This is a genomic window from Sorangium sp. So ce1335 (assembly GCF_051521615.1).
Classification (GTDB): domain Bacteria; phylum Myxococcota_A; class Polyangia; order Polyangiales; family Polyangiaceae; genus Sorangium.
This window is the reverse complement of record NZ_CP150363.1, coordinates 114,108-133,812: the sequence shown is the minus strand read 5'-3', so window position 1 is coordinate 133,812 and position 19,705 is coordinate 114,108. Positions and strand designations below refer to the sequence as shown.

The 19,705-nt window shown below is 72.2% G+C and carries 15 protein-coding genes; 8 read left to right on the top strand and 7 right to left on the bottom strand.

Translation table 11 applies throughout. The features are described 5' to 3' along the window. The first annotated feature begins 119 nt into the window (after window positions 1-119). Together WMF24_RS00475 and WMF24_RS00470 are read left to right on the top strand one after the other, a co-directional pair. Window positions 120-1,019, top strand: a complete 900-nt coding sequence (locus WMF24_RS00475) for a hypothetical protein (RefSeq protein WP_437734358.1) — start codon at window positions 120-122, stop codon at window positions 1,017-1,019. Beyond that, a complete protein-coding gene (locus tag WMF24_RS00470) occupies window positions 1,001-1,840 on the top strand; it encodes a GNAT family N-acetyltransferase (RefSeq protein ID WP_437734357.1) in 840 nt (279 codons plus the stop codon). The genes WMF24_RS00475 and WMF24_RS00470 overlap by 19 nt, the downstream gene beginning before the upstream one ends. Window positions 1,841-1,864: 24 nt before the next feature. Here the strand turns inward: WMF24_RS00470 and WMF24_RS00465 are convergent, their stop codons facing one another. Beyond that, the gene (locus WMF24_RS00465; protein WP_437734356.1) at window positions 1,865-2,176 is read right to left on the bottom strand and encodes a hypothetical protein; all 312 of its coding nucleotides are present in this window, start codon (window positions 2,174-2,176) and stop codon (window positions 1,865-1,867) included. 622 nt (window positions 2,177-2,798) lie between these two features. On the opposite strand from WMF24_RS00465, the gene WMF24_RS00460 reads away from it, so the two are divergent. Next, entirely contained in the window at window positions 2,799-3,800 is a 1,002-nt protein-coding gene (locus tag WMF24_RS00460; RefSeq protein WP_437734355.1) for an N-acetylornithine carbamoyltransferase, read from the top strand. 5 nt (window positions 3,801-3,805) lie between these two features. Then, the gene (locus WMF24_RS00455) at window positions 3,806-5,146 is read left to right on the top strand and encodes an acetylglutamate kinase (protein WP_437734354.1); all 1,341 of its coding nucleotides are present in this window, start codon (window positions 3,806-3,808) and stop codon (window positions 5,144-5,146) included. Between the two features lie 45 nt (window positions 5,147-5,191). Here the strand turns inward: WMF24_RS00455 and WMF24_RS00450 are convergent, their stop codons facing one another. After that, a complete protein-coding gene (locus WMF24_RS00450; protein ID WP_437734353.1) occupies window positions 5,192-6,010 on the bottom strand; it encodes a GNAT family N-acetyltransferase in 819 nt (272 codons plus the stop codon). 205 nt (window positions 6,011-6,215) lie between these two features. Further along, window positions 6,216-6,824, bottom strand: a complete 609-nt coding sequence (locus WMF24_RS00445) for a superoxide dismutase (protein ID WP_437734352.1) — start codon at window positions 6,822-6,824, stop codon at window positions 6,216-6,218. A gap of 418 nt (window positions 6,825-7,242) precedes the next feature. Here WMF24_RS00445 and WMF24_RS00440 point away from each other — a divergent pair, with 418 nt between their 5' ends. The 3 genes from WMF24_RS00440 (at window position 7,243) to WMF24_RS00430 (ending at window position 14,477) form a co-directional block, all read left to right on the top strand. Further along, the gene (locus WMF24_RS00440; protein WP_437734351.1) at window positions 7,243-9,069 is read left to right on the top strand and encodes an OmpA family protein; all 1,827 of its coding nucleotides are present in this window, start codon (window positions 7,243-7,245) and stop codon (window positions 9,067-9,069) included. A 14-nt stretch (window positions 9,070-9,083) separates the two neighbouring features. Beyond that, window positions 9,084-13,334 (top strand): hypothetical protein, encoded by a 4,251-nt coding sequence (locus WMF24_RS00435; protein ID WP_437734350.1) that lies wholly within the window; start codon window positions 9,084-9,086, stop codon window positions 13,332-13,334. Window positions 13,335-13,610: 276 nt separating this feature from the next. Beyond that, on the top strand, window positions 13,611-14,477 hold the full coding sequence (locus WMF24_RS00430) for an Hsp33 family molecular chaperone HslO (RefSeq protein ID WP_437734349.1): 867 nt from the start codon (window positions 13,611-13,613) through the stop codon (window positions 14,475-14,477). A gap of 33 nt (window positions 14,478-14,510) precedes the next feature. Here the strand turns inward: WMF24_RS00430 and WMF24_RS00425 are convergent, their stop codons facing one another. Together WMF24_RS00425 and WMF24_RS00420 are read right to left on the bottom strand one after the other, a co-directional pair. Next, the gene (locus WMF24_RS00425; protein WP_437734348.1) at window positions 14,511-15,146 is read right to left on the bottom strand and encodes a TetR/AcrR family transcriptional regulator; all 636 of its coding nucleotides are present in this window, start codon (window positions 15,144-15,146) and stop codon (window positions 14,511-14,513) included. A 2-nt stretch (window positions 15,147-15,148) separates the two neighbouring features. Beyond that, window positions 15,149-16,810 carry an FAD-dependent monooxygenase gene (locus WMF24_RS00420; protein ID WP_437734347.1) on the bottom strand — a complete coding sequence of 554 codons (1,662 nt, stop codon included), beginning with the start codon at window positions 16,808-16,810 and terminating at the stop codon, window positions 15,149-15,151. 373 nt (window positions 16,811-17,183) lie between these two features. Between WMF24_RS00420 and WMF24_RS00415 the strand changes: the two genes are divergently transcribed. Then, complete coding sequence (locus WMF24_RS00415) at window positions 17,184-17,648, top strand: SRPBCC family protein (protein WP_437734346.1); 465 nt, start codon at window positions 17,184-17,186, stop codon at window positions 17,646-17,648. Window positions 17,649-17,693: 45 nt separating this feature from the next. On the opposite strand, the gene WMF24_RS00410 is transcribed toward WMF24_RS00415, so the two are convergent. Further along, complete coding sequence (locus WMF24_RS00410) at window positions 17,694-18,914, bottom strand: sugar ABC transporter permease (protein WP_437738948.1); 1,221 nt, start codon at window positions 18,912-18,914, stop codon at window positions 17,694-17,696. After that, on the bottom strand, window positions 18,914-19,684 hold the full coding sequence (locus tag WMF24_RS00405; protein WP_437734345.1) for an ATP-binding cassette domain-containing protein: 771 nt from the start codon (window positions 19,682-19,684) through the stop codon (window positions 18,914-18,916). Before WMF24_RS00405 ends, WMF24_RS00410 begins: the two co-directional genes overlap by 1 nt. Window positions 19,685-19,705 lie beyond the last annotated feature (21 nt).

Genomic DNA, 19,705 nt, shown 5'->3' with positions numbered 1-19,705 from the left:
CAGCTCCTCCGCTCAGCCCGGCGGAGCCGCAACGCTCCCACCTCAGCGCGTCGCAGCAGCCATTGCCGGGCGAGCGGTACATCACCGTAAGATCCCGCAGGCTCCCCTGTTTCATGCCCATGACCCCGCCTGCCCCGCGCCTCTGGCCTCTGCTGCTCCTCTTGATGGGCTGCGCCGGCAGCGAGCCCGCCCCCGCGGGTCCCCCTCGCCCGGGCGCCGACGACCCCTGCGCGCCGGGTGGAGCGCTGCGGTCGGCTCGCCGCAACGTCGTGGCCACCACGGCCACTCCGGACGGCCAGATCATCGACTGGATCCCGATCACCTCCCAGACGCCCGACGGCAAGATCGCTTCGCCTCCCGCGCCGCCGGCGAGCCCCGGCGGCGCCGCACCGGCGCGCTCTCCGGCCGCGACCGCGGTCCAGCTCGGGCCGAGAGGGCCGGCCGGCACGGTGCCTGTGCTGCGCCCTCGGCGACCGCAATGCGATTGCTCGCCCGGCTACATCCAGCAAGCCGACGGCTCGTGCGCGGAGCTCGCCTCGCGCTGCTCGGGGGAAGGAGCGATGGCGTCCGGCAAATCGTTCACCGCCTGCTGCCCGGAGCTCTCCCGCATTCCCGCGATGGATCGCATCGATGGCCAGTGCGTGATCACGGCCCCCGACGCGCACCTCTGCGCAAAGTGCGGCGACGGCGCCTGCGGCGCGGGCGAGAACGACTGCAACTGTCCGAGCGACTGCCACGCACCCCGTCCGGACCATGGCGGCGGTCCCGACGGAGGCGTCCAGGGCCGCGACGACCTCGACGGACGCTCCGCGCCCTCGACGGACGCTCCGCGCCAGGAGCGCCTGTCTTCCTCGACAACGTCACCGTTCTCCACTACCAGCATCGCGTCGCCGTCGCGTGTCATGGCAGAGACGCACCTCCCCTCCTCCGAGCTCGCCGCCCTCCACGCACGCTCGCCGGGAGGCGCTGCCGCCGAGGCGCGCCCCGTGGACGCCACGACATGGCACGTCAGCCCGTGAGCGCCCTCCTCGCCGCCATCGAGCGGTTCTACGATGCCGTCCCTCGACGGCGCGCTGACGCCGAGGACCACGGGCCGCTGACCCTCTTCGTCCGCCGCGGCGACGGCTGGCCCTACTATGCCCGCCCCACCCTGGACCATCCTGGACCCGTGTCGCCGGAGGACGTGGCCTCCGTGCGCGCGCGTCAGCGGGAGCTCTCCGTTCCGGAAGCGTTCGAGTGGGTGCTGGAGACCACCCCGGGGCTCGACGCCGCTGCCGAGGCGGCCGGCCTCCTGGTCCAGCGCTGCCCGCTGCTCGTGCTCTCCGGTGAGCCCGTCCAGATGCCTTTGCCGGCGGACCTCTCGCTGTCGCTCGTCACCCCCGGGGACCCGGATCTCGCCGCCGTGCAGGCCGTCGCGCACGTCGCGTTCGGCGCGCTCAGCACCGCGGCAGGCCCCGCGGGACCGGCGGAGCGGGACGCCACAGCGGCCGCGCTCCCGGCCGGACACGCGGCCTCATGGCACGCGTCGCTCGTCGAGGGGACGCTGGTGCACGCCGCCGCCCGCGGTCGCCACGGCGCGCTCGCCGGTCCGCTGTGCGCGGGCAGCTACCAGCACGCAGGAGGCGTGGCCGAGATCGTCGGCGTGGGGACGCTGCCGGCGGCCCGGCGGCGAGGGCTCGCCGCCGCGGTCACCGCGATCCTGGCCCGCCACGCCCTCGACGCCGGCCATCGCACGGTGTTCCTTTCCGCTCAGAACGACGATGTCGCCCGCGTTTACGAGCGGGTCGGGTTCCGTCGCATCGCCACCGCGTGCATCGCAGAGCCACCCGAGAAGGCGTAGCCCGGAGCTCCACCGCGACCTCCGTCAGCCGGCGGCAGCGTGGTAGTCCGGCCCCGCTTCCCCGCGCAGGATCTCGGTCTCTACAACGGAAACGTCCCGCAGGTGCGCCACCGCCCCGAGCTCGCCGTCACGGCGATACGCCGAGAAGGCTTGTTCGTCCGGAAAGGTGACGATGTGAACCTCCTTCAAGCTCACCCCCGCGCTGTCTGGCGCGGTCACCACGGTCCGCTCGATCGCGCCGCCATACCGTGCCATCACGGCCGCGGCCTTCCTCTCGTAGGCGCGGAACGCGTCGAGCGCCTCGCACCGAACCGTGAGGATCACGACCAGCGTCATCGGGACACCCATGCTCGCGCGACGCAGCCGCAGGAGCACAAAGAAAAAAGAGCGCCCATTCGACGGTGGGGGGGGGAAACCGTCACGGGCGCTCTGCCCTACGTGATAAGCAGGATGCGGGCCAGGGGATGCCCCCTGGTTTCCCGCGCATTTTCCTGGGGAGGTCAGCGTACCCCTTTCGTTCCTGAAATCGGGGCATGCAACCCTGGCATCTCGGGATCTGCAGGCTGACGAGGGGCGCCCGCCCGGCGAGCGGCGCTGCAGATGGCCATCCCGCGGCGGCGATCGTCACCGGGCCAACACGATGCGACGATGGCGCGACGCCGACATGGTGGCTCGGCGGGGCGGCAGCCCCTCCTTCGGCGTCTCGTTCGAGAACCGGTATCCAGAGCACCTGTCCTTCCTCACCCTTCACGCGCCGGTGGACGACACGTTCCCAGGACGGCCGGCTCGGGAGCGCTGCTGGCCGCGCCGCTCCCGGACAGCGCGGCCGCCGCGCGCCGCCGCGCGCTCGAGTCGGCGCGACGACGGCGCGCGCGCCCGCGTGCGTCGTTGACATCGCCGCCAGGATTGCTCCAATGCGAGCGCCCGCCCCGCGCTTGTCCGAACGAGGAGGCATCCGATGCGGCACTTTCTGACGACGATGGACTACACCCGCGCCGAGATCGAGGGCCTCCTCGAGCGTGCGCAGCGCTTCAAGCGGCGGCCGATCGAGCCGCGCCTCAAGGATCGCACGATCGCGCTCGTCTTCTTCAACCCGTCGCTGCGCACGCGCACCTCCTTCGACGTCGGCATCCGGGAGCTCGGCGGCCACGCGGTCGTGCTGGAGCCCGGCCGGGGCGCCTGGCCCATCGAGTTCGACGACGGCGCCGTGATGGACGGCGAGCCGGAGGAGCACGTCCAGGAGGTCGCCCGCGTGCTCTCGCGCTACGCCGACCTCATCGGCGTGCGCGCGTTCCCCAGGTTCCAGCGCTGGGAAGAGGATCGCCAGGACAAGGTGCTCCAGGGCTTCGCCCGGCACGCCACCGTGCCCGTCATCAACCTCGAGACCATCACCCACCCCTGCCAGGAGCTCGCGCTCGCGCTCGCCATGAAGGAGCGCCTCGGCCGCCTCGACGGCAAGAAGTTCGTCCTCACCTGGACGTACCACCCGCGCCCGCTCAACACCGCAGTCGCAAACTCCGCGGTCCTCATCGCCTCCAAGCTCGGCATGGACGTCACCCTCCTCTGCCCCGGCGAGGAGTACCACCTCGACGACCGTTACCTCGACGCCGCCAGGAAGAGCGCGGCGGAGAGCGGGAGGAAGCTCACCATCACCTACGACATCGAGTCCGCCTACCGCGGCGCCCACGTCGTGTACGCGAAGAGCTGGGGAGCGATTCCCTACTTCGGGCGCTGGGAGCAAGAGAAGCCCATCCGCGACAAGCACAAGCACTTCATCGTCGACGAGCAGAAGATGGCGCTCACCGCCGGCGGGCTCTTCTCCCATTGCCTCCCGGTCCGGCGCAACGTCAAGGTCACGGACGCGGTGATCGACTCCCCCGCCTCCATGGTCATCGACGAGGCCGAGAACCGGCTGCATGTCCAGAAGGCCGTGATGGACGTGCTGGCGAACGGGTGGTGACCGCGATGGGCTCGACGCAAGATGTCATCGTCCGCCTGCTCAGGAACCTCGGCAGCCGCAAGGAGGTCGAGCAGTACCTGAAGCAGTACGCGGCCGTCGATCAGCAGAAGTTCGCCGTCATCAAGGTGGGCGGCGCCATCCTCGACGAGGACCTCGAGGCGCTCGCGACCTCGCTCGTGTTCCTGAACCAGGTCGGCCTGTACCCGATCGTCATCCACGGCGCCGGGCCGCAGCTCGACCGGGCGCTCGCCGAGGCGGGCATCCCGACCGAGCGCGTCGACGGGCTGCGCGTCACGACGCCGCGCGTCCTGGAGATCGCCCGCCGCGTCTTCCTCCGCGAGAACCTGCGGCTCGTCGAGGCGCTCGAGGAGATGGGCACGCGCACGCGGCCGATCACGGCGGGCGTCTTCGAGGCGTCGCTGCTGGACGAGGAGCGCCTCGGTCTCGTCGGCAGGATCCAGCGCGTCCATGTCGACGCGGTGAGATCCAGCCTGCGCGCGGGGCACCTGCCGATCCTCGCCTGCCTCGGCGAGACGCCGGGCGGGCAGATCGTGAACATCAACGCGGACGTGGCCGCGCGCGAGCTCGCGCTCGCGATCCAGCCGTTCAAGATGATCTTCCTCACGAGCGCGGGCGGCCTGCTCGACGAGCACGGGCGCATCATCTCGGCCATCAACCTCGAGGAAGATTACGCCGGCCTCCTCGCCCAGCCCTGGTTGAACGACGGCGTGCGGCTCAAGCTGCGGGAGATCAAGCTCCTGCTCGACGGGTTGCCGGCGACCTCGTCGGTCTCGATCACGGCGCCCGATCACCTGGCGAAGGAGCTCTTCACGCACACGGGCTCTGGCACCCTCGTCCGCCGCGGCGAGCGGATCCTGCGGCACGACACGCTCGACGGCATCGACCGCGGCCGGCTGCGCGATCTGCTCGAGGCGTGCTTCCAGCGGCAGCTCGACGCGCACTACTTCGACAAGAAGTCGTTCTACCGCATCTACCTGTCCGACTCGTACCGGGCGACGGCGATCCTCACGCTCGACTCGAGCAACAGGGCGCCGTCGACGCCGTACCTCGACAAGTTCGCGGTGACCACGGAGGCGCAGGGCGTGGGCATCGGCGGCTCGCTCTGGACGCGGATGAAGAACGAGAACCCGCGGCTGTTCTGGCGCGCGCGGAACGGCAACGAGATCAACCCGTGGTATTTCCAGCAAGCCGAGGGCAGCTACCGCAACGAGAACTGGACGGTGTTCTGGTACGGGCTATCGAGCTTCGACGACATCCGCGCCTGCATCGATCACGCGCTGTCGTTGCCCGCGACCCTGCGCCATCACGGCACGGCCGAGCTCTGAGGGCGCGCCGTCCTCGCCCCGCGCGGCGCGATGCCGCGCGCGGGCTCAGGACGACGCGCCGCGGCTGCGCGCGGGCTCGGGGCGGTTCGGCTTCGCCTCCGGCGCGCCCGCCTTGGCGGGGGGCTCGCGCGTCTCGCCGGCCGGTGCGCCCGGCGGGGAGGACTCCGGCGGCTGCGAGGGCGGCGCGGAGCTCGACCTCTTCTCGGCGCCGCGCGCCCTCGTAGCACGGCGGGACGAGCGCTTCGGCTTCGCCGGCGCGGCGAGCTCCTCCGGGGGGCGCGGCTTCTTGAGGGCGCGGGGCGGCAGGAGCTCCGAGTCGACGGCCACCTTCTTCGCCATGAAGATCGCGGCGTCGAGCCGGGAGAAGCTGCGCTTTCGATAGAACCTGAGCGCGCCGATGTTGTTCTCGGCGACCTCCAGCACGAGGTGGGTGCACCCGCGGAGGCGCGCGAGGTGCTCGAGCTGCTCGAGGATGAAGGCGCCGACGCCGCGGCCCTGGTACTCGGGGTGGACCGCGAGCTCCTCGACGAAGAGCGGGCGCATGTCGTGCTTCGTGAAGTACCGCTCGTTCATCCAGTTGTCGGTGCCGGTGATCTCGAACGCGCACTCGGCGTAGCCGACGATCTCCTGCACCTGGTCTTGACGGACCTCGAAGAGGAGCTGCTCGACCCCTTCTTCTTCGTAGACCTCCAGGAACCGCTTCTTGGAGCGTGGCCGCTGGTACTCGACCGTTTCCCGGTTCACGTCCCGGAACACCTTCTTGAGAAACTCCCAGACGCGGTTCAGGTCGCGTCGGTGAATCCGGCGGACGTGGATGAGGCTCTCCTGCCCGGTCTCGGGGGAGCTCGACGCGGCCTTGCTCATTGTCGCGTGCAGCCTACAGGACGGAGGCGGTAAGGGGACATCGCGACGAGCGCCATGTTTCGTCGCGCCGCGCCGTGGAGGGTCTTGCCGGGCGGCCCGGCCCGGCCGGGCCGTGCTCGTCGCGCCGCGCCGTGGAGGGTCTTGCCGAGCGGCCCGGCCCGACCGGGCCGTGTTCGTCGCGCCGCGCGGGGACCCCGCCGTGTAACTACGCCGCCGAGTGCGGGCCGACCTGCTGGAGGCGCGCGTTGATGACGTCCCAGTTCAGGCCGGAGAGCACGTTGGCCACGTAGTCCGCCTTCTTGGTCTGGTAGTCCGCGAAGTAAGCGTGCTCCCAGGCGTCGATGGCGACCATGATATGCGTGTTCGCAAACAGGCCCACGTCGTGCTCGGTCCGGATGAGGTTGTTGAAGAGCTTCTTCTCCTGATAGTCGTACACGAGCACCGTCCAGCCGTGGGCGCTCATGAGCGCCGCCTTCGCGTCAGCCAGCCAGTTGTCGAAGCTGCCGAACGACGCCTCGATGAGCTGCTTCGACTTCGCGCTCGGCTGCGTCGAGCCGTTGCCGATGTTCTCGAAGTAGAGCTCGTGGAGCACCGTGCCGTTGAAGGCCACCGGCTCGCGGCGCTTGAGCTCGCTGTACGCGTTGTACGAGTAGTTCGGCGCGCTCCGGTCAGCCTTGCCGAGCTGCTCCCAGATCTCGTTGAGCTTCTTCACGTAGCCCTGGTACAGGGTGAAATGCGCCTTGAGCTGCAGATCACTCAACCCCTTGGCGTTGCCGCCGAGGAGGTGGTCGAAGTTCTTCGGTTCGCGGGCCATGGATGCCTCCTGACGAGTGCCGCGAGCAGCGCGTGCCGCGGGGTCAAGTCGCCGCTCTACCGCTGCTGCTGTCCGGTAGCAACCCTGGCGTGGCGGTGACACACGGCCGCCTCGACGCCGGACACCGGAGCTCCATGAGGGAAATCCGTACACCAGCGCAGGGCGCGCCGTGATTCGGGTGCAGGCGCCGCTCCGGTGCTCGGCGCGCGCCAGGTGAGCCCGCTCCCGATCGCACGCGAGCGCCGCGCACATGCGCCTGCGGCCGTCGGGCGGTCGGAGGTGCGCTGTGCCCCGCCATCGAACCGGCCCCGACGCCGGCAGGCGCCCGGAAACCTCGCGAAACATTGAACGCCGTGCCCGTTTCGGTCGATACTTCCCGGGCTTGCTGTTCCTTCCCGCAAGGAGGCGACCTCGTTCCATGCCGGCTCGTACACAGGGGACCCATCCGACGGCCGCGCTCGCGGCGGCGCTGTGCCTGCTCGGCGCAGCGGACCGCGCCGAAGCACAGGAACCCGCGAGACCCGAAGGGTTCGCGCTCGACAGGTTCCAGCCCGCGCCCGCCGGCGACAGGATGTTCGGAGTCCAATCCGCCTACACGGCAGGCGACAGCTCACCCCACATCATGCTCCTCGGCGATTATGCCCAGGATCCGCTCGTGTTGCGGAGGGAGTCGGGCAACGAGGAGATCGACGCCGGCAAGGTCGTCGGCAGCCAGCTCCTGCTCCACCTGAGCGCCTCGCTCTCGCTCTGGAAGCACCTCACGGTGAACGTCGATCTGCCGCTCGCGCTCCAGTCCGGCGACGGGGGGGCCGCCTCGGGCGCGGTGCTCGCGCCGCCGACCACGAGCGCGCTCGGGGACCTGCGGCTCGGCGCGCGCGCGACGCTCTACGGCGGCTACCACGACCCGTTCCAGATCGCGATCGCCGGCCACGTGTGGCTGCCGACCGGCAGCCCCGAGGCATACTCCGGCGACGGCGGCGTGCGCGGCGGGCCGCAGCTCGTCCTCGGCGGCCACCTCGATCGCGCGGTGTGGTCGCTCGCCGCGGGGCCGGAGTTCCGATCCGCCCGGCAGTTCGCCAACGTCGAGCAGGGGATGATGGTGCACTGGGGCGCCGGCGTCGGGCTGCTGCTCGACGACGAGCGGCGCCTGCAGATCGGGCCGGAGATCACCGGCTCCATCACGGTCTCCGACGTCCAGCAGCGCACCACCAACCTCGAGGCCCTGCTCGGCGGGCGCTACCGCTTCGCCGACGACTTCGAGGCCGGCCTCGGCATCGGCCCCGGCCTCACCGCCGGCGTCGGCACGCCGTCGTTCCGCGCCGCCGCCCTCATCGCCTACTCGCCCGAGGTGAAGCCGCCCGTGAAGGACCGGGACGGCGACGGCATCCCCGACGCGGACGACGCCTGCCCGGACGTCGCGGGCATCGGCAGCGCGGATCGCGCGAAGAACGGCTGTCCGCCGCCGAAGGACGCGGACACGGACGGCATCCTCGACGCTGTCGACGCCTGCCCCGCCGTGGCCGGCGTCGCCTCGCCCGATCCGAAGAAGCACGGCTGCCCGCCGCCCGGGGACCGCGACAAGGACGGCGTCCTCGACGACGTCGACGCGTGCCCGGATCAGGCCGGCCCGGCGAGCGACGACCCGAAGACGAACGGCTGCCCGCCGCCGCCCGATCGCGACAGCGACACGATCCCCGACCCGTCGGACGCGTGCCCGGAGATCCCCGGCGTCGCCACCACCGACCCGGCCACGAACGGCTGCCCGGGCGACACCGACGGCGACGGCATCCGCGACGACAAGGACGCCTGCCCGAACGAGAAGGGCAAGGCCGACGAGGATCCGAAGCAGAACGGCTGCCCGGTCGCGGTCCGCGTCACCGAGACCGAGATCGTCATCCTTCAGCAGGTGCAATTCGATACCGGGAAGGCGACCATCCGGCCGGTGAGCAACGAGCTGCTCGACGAGGTCGCGGGCGTGCTCAAGGACCACCCCGAGATCGTCAAGATCGAGGTCCAGGGCCACACCGACGACCGCGGCGCCCGCCAGTTCAACACGAAGCTCAGCCAGGCCCGCGCCGAGTCGGTGCTGAGGGCGCTCGTCGAGCGCGGCATCGCGATCGAGCGCATGCAGGCGAAGGGCTACGGGCCCGACGTCCCGATCGCGGACAACAAGACCGAGGCGGGGCGGCAGAAGAACCGGCGCGTCCAGTTCAACATCATCGAGAAGGCAAAGAAGCAGCCATAGGGCTGGAGGCTTCGATGGCAAAGCGATTGGCATACACGGGGCTCACCAGCGCCGCGCTGCTCGGGGCGCTCGCGGGGACCGCGAGCGCGCAGCCGTTCAACCGGATCCAGGTGGCGCAGCGGGGCGATTTCGTCCTCATCGGCAACACGCTCGCGCACGACTGCGCCTCGACAACGCCGGCGCCTGTCGTGGGCGCCGTCGGCGCGTGCGGCACGAGCTCGACGCTCAGCGACTCGGCGCCCGACATCTACTGGCGGTCCGACAGCCCCCTCGCCGGGCAGGCCGAGGCGAACAACACGATATCTCCCGCGGCCGCCCGCAGCACCGCGGTGCTCGGCCTCCCCACCGGCGCGCGGGTGACGCACGCGTACCTCTACTGGGCGGTGAGCCGCTCCTCGGGCTCGGCCGACCTCACCGTGACCCTGGATCGGCCCGCCGCCTTCACCTCCGAGGTGACGGGCACGCTCTCCGCCGAGACGGCGATCTCGGGCCTCACCCATTCCCAGGTGGTCGCCGACGTCACCTCGCTCGTGCAGGCGCGCGGCGCGGGCGCCTACCGCCTGAGCGGCATCTCCAACGCCGCCGCCCTCAACGGCGTGAACCAGGCGTTCACGTTCGCCGGCTGGTGGATGGTCGTGCTCTACGAGCAGACGACCGCCCCCGCGCGGAACCTCGCCATCTTCGACGGGCTGGATCCGGTGATCGACGGCGTCACGGTGGACTGGACGGTCTCGGGGTTCGTCGTCCCCTCGGGCGGGGGCCAGGCGAAGCTCGGCGTCATCGGCTACGACGGCGACAGCTCGGCCGGCGACGCGCTCGAGTGGAACGACACGGCGCTGTTCGACGCGCAGAACCCGGCGAACAACTTCTTCAACAGCTCCCGCTCGTTCCTCGGCGCGATGATGTCCACGGCGGGCGACCTGCCGAGGCTCACCGGCGGGCCGCTGAGCATGAGCGGCATCGACATCGACGTGGTCCAGATCCCGTCCAATCTGCTCAGGGCCGGTGACACGGAGGCGCAGATCGGCGCGGTCGTCTCGGGCGCGGACAGCTACCTGCTCGGCGGCATCATCACGTCGGTGCCGACGCTCCTGCCGGATCTCTCCACCACGAGCAAGTCGGTCCTCGACCTCGACGGCGGCGGCGTCTCGCCCGGCGACACGCTCGAGTACACGATCATCGTCGCGAACACCGGGGACGATGAGGCCGCGGAGGTCGTGCTGAACGACCCGCTGCCCCCCGGCGTCACGTACGTGGCGGGCTCGCTCGAGATCGCCACGGGCCCGAACGCGGGCGGCGTCACCGACGCGGCGGGCGACGACGAGGGCGAGTACATCGCCGGCTCCAGGCGGATCCGCGTCCGGCTCGGCAACGGCGCCAGCGCGGCCAGCGGCGGATCGCTCGGCGTCGGCGAGACCACGACGGTGCGGTTCCGCGTCACCATCGACGAGGACACGGACGGCGAGATCGTGAACCAGGCCGTCGTCACCGGGCAGAGCCCCGGGGGCGGGGCCGCCCAGGACTACCCGACGGACGGCGACGGCGCCGCGCCGGGCGCGCAGCCCACGGCGATCCTCGTCGACAGCGACAGCGACGGGCTGAGCGACGGCGACGAGATCCGCGCCGGCACCGATCCGAACGACGCCGACTCGGACGACGACGGCATCGGCGACGGCGACGAGGAGCTCTGGGATCGCGACACCGACGGCGACGGCCTCGTGAACGCGCGCGACGTCGACAGCGACAACGACGGCCTCTTCGACGCGACGGAGCTCGGCCTCACGGACTGCAACGGGCCGGGGACGAACACGCTCGCGGGGCACTGCGTGCCCGACGGCGACGGCGGGGCGACGACGACCGATCCGCTGGACGCGGACACCGACAACGGCGGCATGCCCGACGGCTCGGAGGACGCGAACCTGAACGGCGTGCTCGACGCCGGCGAGACGGATCCGACGAGCGGGCGCGGCGGCGACGACACCCAGAACGCCGACGCGGACGGCGACGGGCTCAGCGACGCCCTCGAGGAGCACCTCGGCACGGCGCCGACCGACGCCGACTCGGACGATGACGGCGTGATGGACGGCGCCGAGCCGAACCCGACGGACGACAACGACGGCGACGGGCTGATCAACGCGCTCGACATCGACAGCGACAACGACGGCCTCTTCGACGGGACCGAGCTCGGCCTCGGCTGCACCGGACCGGGCACCGACGCGGCGGCGGGGCACTGCACGCCGGACGGCGACGCCGGCGCCACGAGGACGTCGCCGCTCGAGGCCGACACCGACCGCGGCGGCGTGACCGACGGCTCGGAGGACACGGACCTCGACGGCGTCGTCGACGCCGGCGAGACCGACCCCCGCGCCGGTCAGCACGCCGACGACCGGCTGGTCACGGACAGCGACGACGACGGGCTGAGCGACGGCCTCGAGGCAGCGCTCGGCACGGATCCGAACGACGCCGACACCGACGGCGACGGCGTGCGCGACGGGCTCGAGCCGAACCCGGCGGACGACACGGACGGCGACGGGCTCATCAACCCGCTCGACGTCGACAGCGACGACGACGGCCTCTTCGACGGCACCGAGCTCGGCCTCGGCTGCGACGGGCCCGGCACCGCGCCCTCGGGGCGCTGCGTCGCCGACGCGGACGCGGGCGCCACGCGGACGTCGCCGCTCGACGCGGACACGGACAACGGCGGCGCGACCGACGGCTCGGAGGACGCGAACCTGAACGGCGTCGCGGACAACGGCGAGACCAACCCGACCCGCGGCCACGGCGACGACGACGGCGGGAACGGCGACGCGGACGAGGACGGGCTGAGCGACGACCTCGAGGAGACGCTGGGCACGGACCCGGCCGACGCGGACTCCGACGACGACGGCGTGCAGGACGGGCACGAGCCGAACCCCAGCGACGACACGGACGGCGACGGGCTCGTCAACGCGCGCGACGTGGACAGCGACGACGACGGCCTGTTCGACGGCACGGAGCTCGGCCTCGGCTGCGACGGTCCGGGCACCGACGCCGAGGCGGGCCACTGCACGGCGGACGCCGACAGCGCGGTCACGACGTCGGCGGTCAGCCGCGACAGCGATCGGGGCGGCGCGACCGACGGCTCGGAGGACGCGAACCTGAACGGCGCGATCGAGGCGGGCGAGACCGATCCGAGCGCGGGCCACGGCGACGACGACGACCAGAACGCGGACGGCGACGGCGACGGGCTCGGCGACGATCTCGAGGTGTTCCTCGGGTCGGATCCGGCCGATCGCGACAGCGACGACGACGGCCTCTTCGACGGCGAGGAGCCGAACCCGAGCGACGACGGCGACGGCGACGGCCTGGCGGACATCCTCGACGCGGACAGCGACGGCGACGGCCTCTTCGATGGCACCGAGGCGGGGAAGGGCTGCGACGACGCGGACACCGACGCCGAGGCCGCGAGCTGCACGCCCGACGCGGACGGCGGGCTCACGACGACGAGCGCGGTAAATCCCGACACGGATCGCGGCGGCGTGGTCGACGGCGAGGAGGACCAGAACCACAACGGCGTGGTCGACGAGGGCAGCACCGAGACCGATCCGAACAACGCCGGCGACGATCGCGGCGATCGCGACGGCGACGGGCTCTCGAACAGCGAGGAGACGGAGCTCGGCACGGATCCGGACGACGCCGACAGCGACGACGACGGGGTGCTCGACGGCGAGGAGATCGATCGCGGCGCCGACACGGACGACGACGGGAAGATCAACGCGCTCGATCCCGACAGCGACGGCGATGGGCTCCTCGACGGGACCGAGATGGGCAAGGACTGCTCGCACGAGGACACCGACGTGAAGACCTGCGTGCCCGACGGCGACGGCGGGGACACCACGACCGATCCGACCGTGGCCGACACGGACGGCGGCGGCGCGATCGACGGCGAGGAGGACGCGGATCACGACGGCGTTGTCGACGAGGACGAGCGGGATCCGAACGACCCCTCGGACGACGTGCCCCCGGCGTGCGAGGAGGACGGCGATTGCGGGACCGGGATGGTGTGCGACGGGGCGACGAAGGAGTGCGTCGCGGGTTGCCGCGCTCCGGACGGGTCGATCGCTCCGTGCCCCACGGCGCCGCCGGGCGACGGCGTCCTTGTGCAGGGCGGCGGCTGCGCCTGCACGGTGGGCGCCGCCGACGACGGCAGCCGCTCGGCGCCGTGGGCCCTGCTCGCGGCCGGCGCCTGCGCCGCCGCGCTCCACCGCCGCCGCCGGCGGAGCTGAGCGCGCCTCCTGGACGGCGCCCCCGACGCGGAGCAGACGGGGGTGCCGGCGTTGTAAACCAGCACAGCCATTGCGATTTCTGACCACCCGGGCCGTCGCTGCCGGCGCGGTGACCCCGCCCGTCCGAGGTCGGCGCCCGCCCTCACCCGGGTTGCCCGCGCCGGCCTCGCTGCCCGGCTCGACGGCCCCGTCCTTCCCCAGCCCCCGGCCCGATACGCCGCGGGTTGCCATCTGCCGTCCGTGGCTTAACGATAATTTTTCACGGGAGAATGCATCTTGCTCCGACCTTCTGATTCCGTCGTCCGCGCCATCACGATCGATGGCGCCTTTCGAGTCATCACCGCGCTGACCACCGAGACGGTGCGCGGGGCGATCGCCGTCCAGTCGGCCACCGGCGCGACCGCGCAGCGGCTCGGAGAGCTGATCACCGGCGCCATCCTCGTGCGCGAGGCGATGGCGCCCAACCTGCGGGTGCAGGCGATCGTCAAGGGCGCGACCGGCCACGGGACGCTCGTGGCCGACTCGCACCCCGACGGCACGAGCCGCGGGCTCGTCAACCTCGGCAAGGGCGCCGCCGACGGCAGCACCGTGGAGGTCGGCGAAGGGTCGCTGCTCCAGGTCATGCGCACGCTCCCGAGCGGCATGCTCCACCAGGGCGTCGTCGAGGTCCCGGCCGAGGGCGGCATCTCCGGCGGCCTGATGACCTACATGCAGGAGTCCGAGCAGGTCGTCTCGATGATCGCCGTGGCGACGCTCCTCGGCGAGGGCGGCGTCGGCGCCTCCGGCGGCTACCTCGTGCAGCTCCTCCCCGAGGTCGAGCGCGGCCCGCTCATGGTGATGACCGAGCGGCTGAAGGACTTCGAGCGCCTCGACGACGTGCTCGCGCACGAGGGCGCGTCGGCCGACGTGCTGCTCGAGGAGCTGCTCTACGGCATGCCGTTCTCGCGGCTCGACGACTCGCCGCTCAGCTTCAGCTGTCGCTGCAGCGAGCTCCGGGTCATGGCCACGCTGGCGAGCCTGCCGAGGAGCGACGTCGAGGAGATGGTCGAGGACGGCAAGGTCCTCGACATCCGCTGCGACTACTGCGGCAAGGACTACCAGGTCTCGCCCTCGCAGCTCCGCTCGCTGCTGACGACGAGCTGATCGCCCCCTCCGCGCCGCTCGCGCCGCCGCGGATCACGCGGGCCGGCCGGGCGAGAGGCCGCGGGTCACGAACGCGATGACCCGCTCGACCTCGGCGTCGTCGTCCCACGCCGCGTCGGGGGCGACGAAGACGCGGTGGAGGACGTACCCCGCGAACGCCGAGGCGATGCAGCGCAGGACGAGGGGCGGCGGCCAGTCCACGATCTGCCCCTCGCGCTGGAAGCGCTCGATCAGGGCGAGCCCCCTCGCGAGGAACGGCGCGTACACCCGGCCGATGATGCCGACCCGCAGCTCCGCGTCGAACGGCAGCTCCTGCGCGAGGATGCGCACGAGCTGCGGGTGCGCGCGCGCGAAGGCGGTGCGCTCGGCGAGGAGCGCCCGCAGGAACGCCTCGAAGCTCGGGTACGTCGCGTCGAAGAGCGGGTCCATGGAGCGCGCCATCGCGGGCCCCACGAGCTGCTCGATGGCCGGTCCGAGCACGCCGAGGAGGAGGTCCCTCTTGCTGGGGAAGTACTTGAAGATCGTCGCCTCCGCGACGCCCGCGCGCCGGGCGATGTCCCGCGTCGCGGTCCCGTTGAAGCCCTGCTCCGCGAAGGCGGCCACCGCGGCGTCGACGATCTTCTTCTGGGCTTCGGTCAGCGTGTCGCTCGAGCGCGGGCGTCGGCTCATCGTCATCCTCTCTGCTCGGCGCCGGGCGCCGCCGTCCTTCGCGTGAAGATCCGGTCGAGCGCCCGCCCGAGCTCGCGCTCGTCGAGCGGATCGCTGCGCACGCCGATGTAGCCGTCCGGCCGGACGAGCACGGCGGCCGCTCCCTCGACGCCGTATGCGGCGTGCGCGTGCCCGTCGGGGTCGGCGTATCCGCCGCCGTCCCCGGGCGCGCCGATGACCAGGACCCTGACGTCCGGCCCGCCGAGCTGCGCCGCGAGCCGCCGCGCGCGCTCGCGCGCCGCGCCGTCCGGGCTGCCGTCTGCCTGCTGCCGGCCGGTGAAGAGCAGCAGCGAGGATCCGACGCCGCGCAGCAGCTCGAAGAGGTGGACCTGCTCGCCCGCCTCGTTGCGCAGCACGGCGTCGGGCGCGCGGTCGCCGGGCCGAGGTCCGCGCTCCGGCGGCGTCCCGATCTGCACCGACAGGGGGCTCTTCCGGTAGCGGACCTTGAGCTGGGAGACGAACCCCAGGATCCGGCGCTGCACGGCGGGGATGCCGAACGCGCGGGACACGAGGCGCGGCGCGACGGCGCGCAGCGTCCGGCCCACCGGGCCGTGCCCGGCCAGGAGCCCGAACAGGCGGTCGGTGAAGTCGATGAGCCGGCGGGCCACGGGCATTCGTTCCGCCTCGTAGGTGTCGAGGACCCACGCGGGCATGCGGCCCTGCTCGACGGCCGCGAGCTTCCACGCGAGATTGTAGGCGTCCTGGATCCCGGTGTTCATCCCCTGCGCGCCGGCCGGGCTGTGGATGTGGGCCGCGTCTCCGGCGAGGAACACGCGCCCTTTGCGCAGCCGCGCTGCCACGCGGTGGTGCAGCCGGTAGCGCGAGAGGACGATCGCCTTCTCGACCGTGAACGGCACGGGGATCATCTCGCGCATCGAGCCCTCGAACTCCGCGAGCGAGGGCGGCGCGCCGTGCGCCGGCGACGCTTCGGGCCGGATGAGGATGACCCGGAAGCGGTGGTCGCCGGGCACGGGAAAGGCGGCTGCGACGCCCCGGCGCGAGGGGCTGATGTAGATCTCGCCGTCCGGCAGCGGCCAGTCCACGACGAGGTCGCCGAGCATGCAGTGGTCGTCGTAGGTGTCGCCCTCGAAGGCGATGTCCGCGCCCTTGCGGACGGCGCTGCGCGCGCCGTCGCAGCCGAGGAGCCACCGGGTGCGCACCTCCTCGACGCTCCCGTCGGCCCGGCGGAGGGAGCAGGTGACGCCGTCGCTGTCCTGCGCGTAGGAGGCGAGCTCGACGCCGCGCTCGAGCCTCACGCCGAGCCCGGGGAGCCGCGAGGCCAGGACGTCCTCGGTGTCGGATTGCTGGATGACGAAGAGCCCTGGAACGGGCGTGGCCAGCTCCGGGAAGTTGAAGATGGGCAGCCGCGCGCGCCGTCCGCTCGCGAGCAGCACGTTGAGCCCCTCGACGCGCCGGGCGTGCGCCATGGCTGCATCGGCGAGGCCCATGTGGCCGAGGAGCTCCATCGTCCGCGTCTGCACGCCGAGCGCCCGCGAGTGATCCGGCGGCGGCGCCGACGCCTTGTCGACGATCCGCACGGTGAGCCCTCGCCTTGCGAGCTCCCCGGCCATCGTGAGCCCCGTCGGCCCTCCGCCGACCACGAGCGCGTCCAACGCTTCTGTCATGGCGTGCCTCCCTTTTGGTGAGTGAGTGCTCACTCACTCTAGGAGCAACTGGCCTGGTGGGCAAGACCGCGGGCAGCCGCAACGTGGTTGGGGAGCGGCTCCGACCGAGGTTGAGCCGCCGGTCCGACCCAGGTTGAGCAGCCGGTCCGACCCAGGTTGAGCAGCCGGTCCGACCCCGCCCGGTCCGACCCAGGTTGAGCCGCCCGGTCTGACCCAGGTTGAGCCGCCCGGTCCGACCCAGGTTGGGCCGCCCGGTCCGACCCAGGTTGAGCTCCACCGCGCTCGGTTCGATCCCCACCGCAATTTTCCCCCCACACCGCACCGCCCCCGGCAGTCCGTGCTTGCCTGGCGGGATCCATGCGATGGTCGCCGCATGGAAGAGGTCCACGTCAACGTCTACATCCACGCCCCGGTCGACCGGGTCTTCGACGCGGTCGCCGACCACGAGGGCTTCCTGCGCGCCGGCTCCACCACCCAGACCAGGGTCATCCGCCCGGGCCTCACCGAGCGCAACGGCCTCGGCGCCGTGCGCGAGGTCCGCGTCGGCAGGCGCATCCGCTACGTCGAGGAGATCACCGCCTTCGAGCGCCCGTCGTCGTTCGAGTACCGCATCCTCGAGAGCACCCCGTCCCTCCGCCACGTGGGCTCCCGCCTCCGCTTCACCCCGCGCGGCGACGGCACGGAGGTCGACTGGACCTCGCGCTTCGAGATCCCGCTCCCGCTCGTCGGCAGCTTCCTCGGCCCGCTCTCCAGGCGCATGTTCACCGCCGCCTTCACCGAGCTGCTGCTCGCCGAGAAGGCCCGCCTCGAGGCCTCCTCCTCCGGCCACGCCGCCTGACGCCCCCGCGCACCTCCGGGCGGGTGCCCCGCCCCGCCCGCCCGATCACCCCCGCCCGGCCGGCTGGCGTCCGGATCTCGCGATCGCGTCGATGGTCACCGCCGCGAGGAGCGCTGCCCCGGTCACCATGAACTTCACCGACGACGGCAGCGCCAGCAGATCCATCCCGTTCGAGATCGACCCGATCAGCAGCGCCCCCGTCAGCGCCGACCACACGGTGCCTCGCCCCCCGAACAGGCTCGTCCCCCCGATCACGGCGGCCGCGATCGCGTTCAGCAGCACGTCGCCACCCCCGGACGACTGGTTCACGGCGAGCAGCCGCGACGTGGCGAGGATCCCCCCCGCGGCCGCCATCGCCCCGCTCAGCGTGAACACGGCCACGCGGATCGCGTCCACGCGGATCCCGGCGCGCCGCGCCGCCTCCGCGTTCCCGCCCACCGCGAAGACGTACCGCCCGAACCGGGTCCTCCGGAGCAGCAGGTCGAAGCCGATCACGAACCCGAGCAGCAGCAGCAGCGCGAGCGGCACCCCCCGGTCCGCGTTGAGCACGCTGACGACGGCCGGCACCAGCGCGAGCACCACCGCCACGCGCGCCGCCATGGCGCCCCTCGGCAGCGGCGGCAGCCCGGCCTTCGTCCGCCGCTGCAGCGTCACCGCCTGCCCGGCGACCGCCATGCCGACGCACACGGCGCCGAGCGCCCACCCGAGCGCCGGCGACAGGAACGTCCCCGCCAGCCCCGAGATGAGCGGATCATAGACGTTCACGGTGCCCGTCGTGCCGAGCACCCACAGCAGCGCCCCTTGCCAGGCGAGGAGCCCCGCGAGCGTGACGACGAACGACGGCACCCGGAACCGCGTGAACCAGAACCCCTGCGCGAGCCCGATCGCCGCGCCGGTCCCCACCCCGGCGAGCAGCGACAGCGCCGGGCTCACCCCGTGCTGCACGTTCAGGATCGCCATCACCGCGGCGCTCATCCCGCTCACCGCGCCGACCGACAGGTCGATCTCGCCGAGCAGCAGCACCAGCACGATCCCCACCGAGATCGTCCCCATCGCGGCGATCTGCAGCACCAGGTTCGTGAGGTTGCGCGCCGACAGGAAGTTCTCGTTCTGGGAAGCGAAGATGCCCCAGATGAGAACGAGCCCGAGGAGCACCGGCAGCGAGCTCGCGTCCCCCTGGCGCAGGCGCCGGGCGAGGGCCGAGAGCCCGCCTGACCCCGGCGGGACCGCGGCCACCACCTCACGGGTCTGTCCCTGGACCTCCATCACCCTGCCCTCCGCGGCGCCCCGGCGTCCGCCCCCGTGATCCTCGCGACGACCTGCTCGCGCGAGGCCGCGCTCGTGTCGAACGTGCCGGCGAGCTGGCCGAGGCGGAGCACGACGATGCGGTCCGAGACCTCGAACACGTCGGCGAGGTTGTGGCTGATGACGAGGACGCCCAGGCCCTGCTGCTTGAGGCGCGAGATGAGCTCGAGGACCTGCCTCGTCTGGGCGACGCCGAGCGCGGCGGTGGGCTCATCCAGCATGACGAGCTTCGCCTCCCCCATGACGGCGCGCGCCACGGCCACCGACTGCCGCTGTCCGCCCGACAGCGCGGCGACCGGCGCGCGCACGACAGGGATGTTCACGTTGAGCGTCCTCAGCACCTCGAGCGCGCGCCGCTCCATCTGCTCCTCGTTCATGGCGCGCGAGAGCGGGTCGATCTCCTCCCTGCCAAGGAACAGGTTCGCGACGACATCGAGGTTGTCGCACAGCGCGAGGTCCTGATACACGGTCGCGATCCCGAGCCGGGAAGCGTCCTTGGGCCCCCGCAGCGCGACGGGCTGCCCTGCGAACCGCATCTCGCCGCCGTCGGGCGGGAAGATGCCCGCGATGGTCTTGATCAGGGTCGACTTGCCGGCCCCGTTGTCCCCCACGAGGGCCACGACCTCGCCCGGGAAGACCTCGAGATCGACCCCCGAGAGGGCCTGCACCGCGCCGAACCGCTTCCTGATGCCGCGCAGCTCGAGGATCGGAGTTCGCCGCGCAGCGCTCATGGATGCCCCCGGGCTCTCCCG

Excerpts from the sequence above, each read along its gene's own strand:
- WMF24_RS00415 (WP_437734346.1), top strand. The coding sequence starts at position 17,184 with ATGGAAGAGGTCCACGTCAACGTCTACATCCACGCCCCGGTCGACCGG.
- WMF24_RS00460 (WP_437734355.1), top strand. The coding sequence starts at position 2,799 with ATGCGGCACTTTCTGACGACGATGGACTACACCCGCGCCGAGATCGAG.
- WMF24_RS00425 (WP_437734348.1), bottom strand. The coding sequence starts at position 15,146 with ATGAGCCGACGCCCGCGCTCGAGCGACACGCTGACCGAAGCCCAGAAG.
- WMF24_RS00450 (WP_437734353.1), bottom strand. The coding sequence starts at position 6,010 with ATGAGCAAGGCCGCGTCGAGCTCCCCCGAGACCGGGCAGGAGAGCCTC.
- WMF24_RS00465 (WP_437734356.1), bottom strand. The coding sequence starts at position 2,176 with ATGACGCTGGTCGTGATCCTCACGGTTCGGTGCGAGGCGCTCGACGCG.
- WMF24_RS00420 (WP_437734347.1), bottom strand. The coding sequence starts at position 16,810 with ATGACAGAAGCGTTGGACGCGCTCGTGGTCGGCGGAGGGCCGACGGGG.
- WMF24_RS00405 (WP_437734345.1), bottom strand. The coding sequence starts at position 19,684 with ATGAGCGCTGCGCGGCGAACTCCGATCCTCGAGCTGCGCGGCATCAGG.
- WMF24_RS00435 (WP_437734350.1), top strand. The coding sequence starts at position 9,084 with ATGGCAAAGCGATTGGCATACACGGGGCTCACCAGCGCCGCGCTGCTC.
- WMF24_RS00445 (WP_437734352.1), bottom strand. The coding sequence starts at position 6,824 with ATGGCCCGCGAACCGAAGAACTTCGACCACCTCCTCGGCGGCAACGCC.
- WMF24_RS00440 (WP_437734351.1), top strand. The coding sequence starts at position 7,243 with ATGCCGGCTCGTACACAGGGGACCCATCCGACGGCCGCGCTCGCGGCG.
- WMF24_RS00475 (WP_437734358.1), top strand. The coding sequence starts at position 120 with ATGACCCCGCCTGCCCCGCGCCTCTGGCCTCTGCTGCTCCTCTTGATG.
- WMF24_RS00410 (WP_437738948.1), bottom strand. The coding sequence starts at position 18,914 with ATGGAGGTCCAGGGACAGACCCGTGAGGTGGTGGCCGCGGTCCCGCCG.
- WMF24_RS00470 (WP_437734357.1), top strand. The coding sequence starts at position 1,001 with ATGGCACGTCAGCCCGTGAGCGCCCTCCTCGCCGCCATCGAGCGGTTC.
- WMF24_RS00455 (WP_437734354.1), top strand. The coding sequence starts at position 3,806 with ATGGGCTCGACGCAAGATGTCATCGTCCGCCTGCTCAGGAACCTCGGC.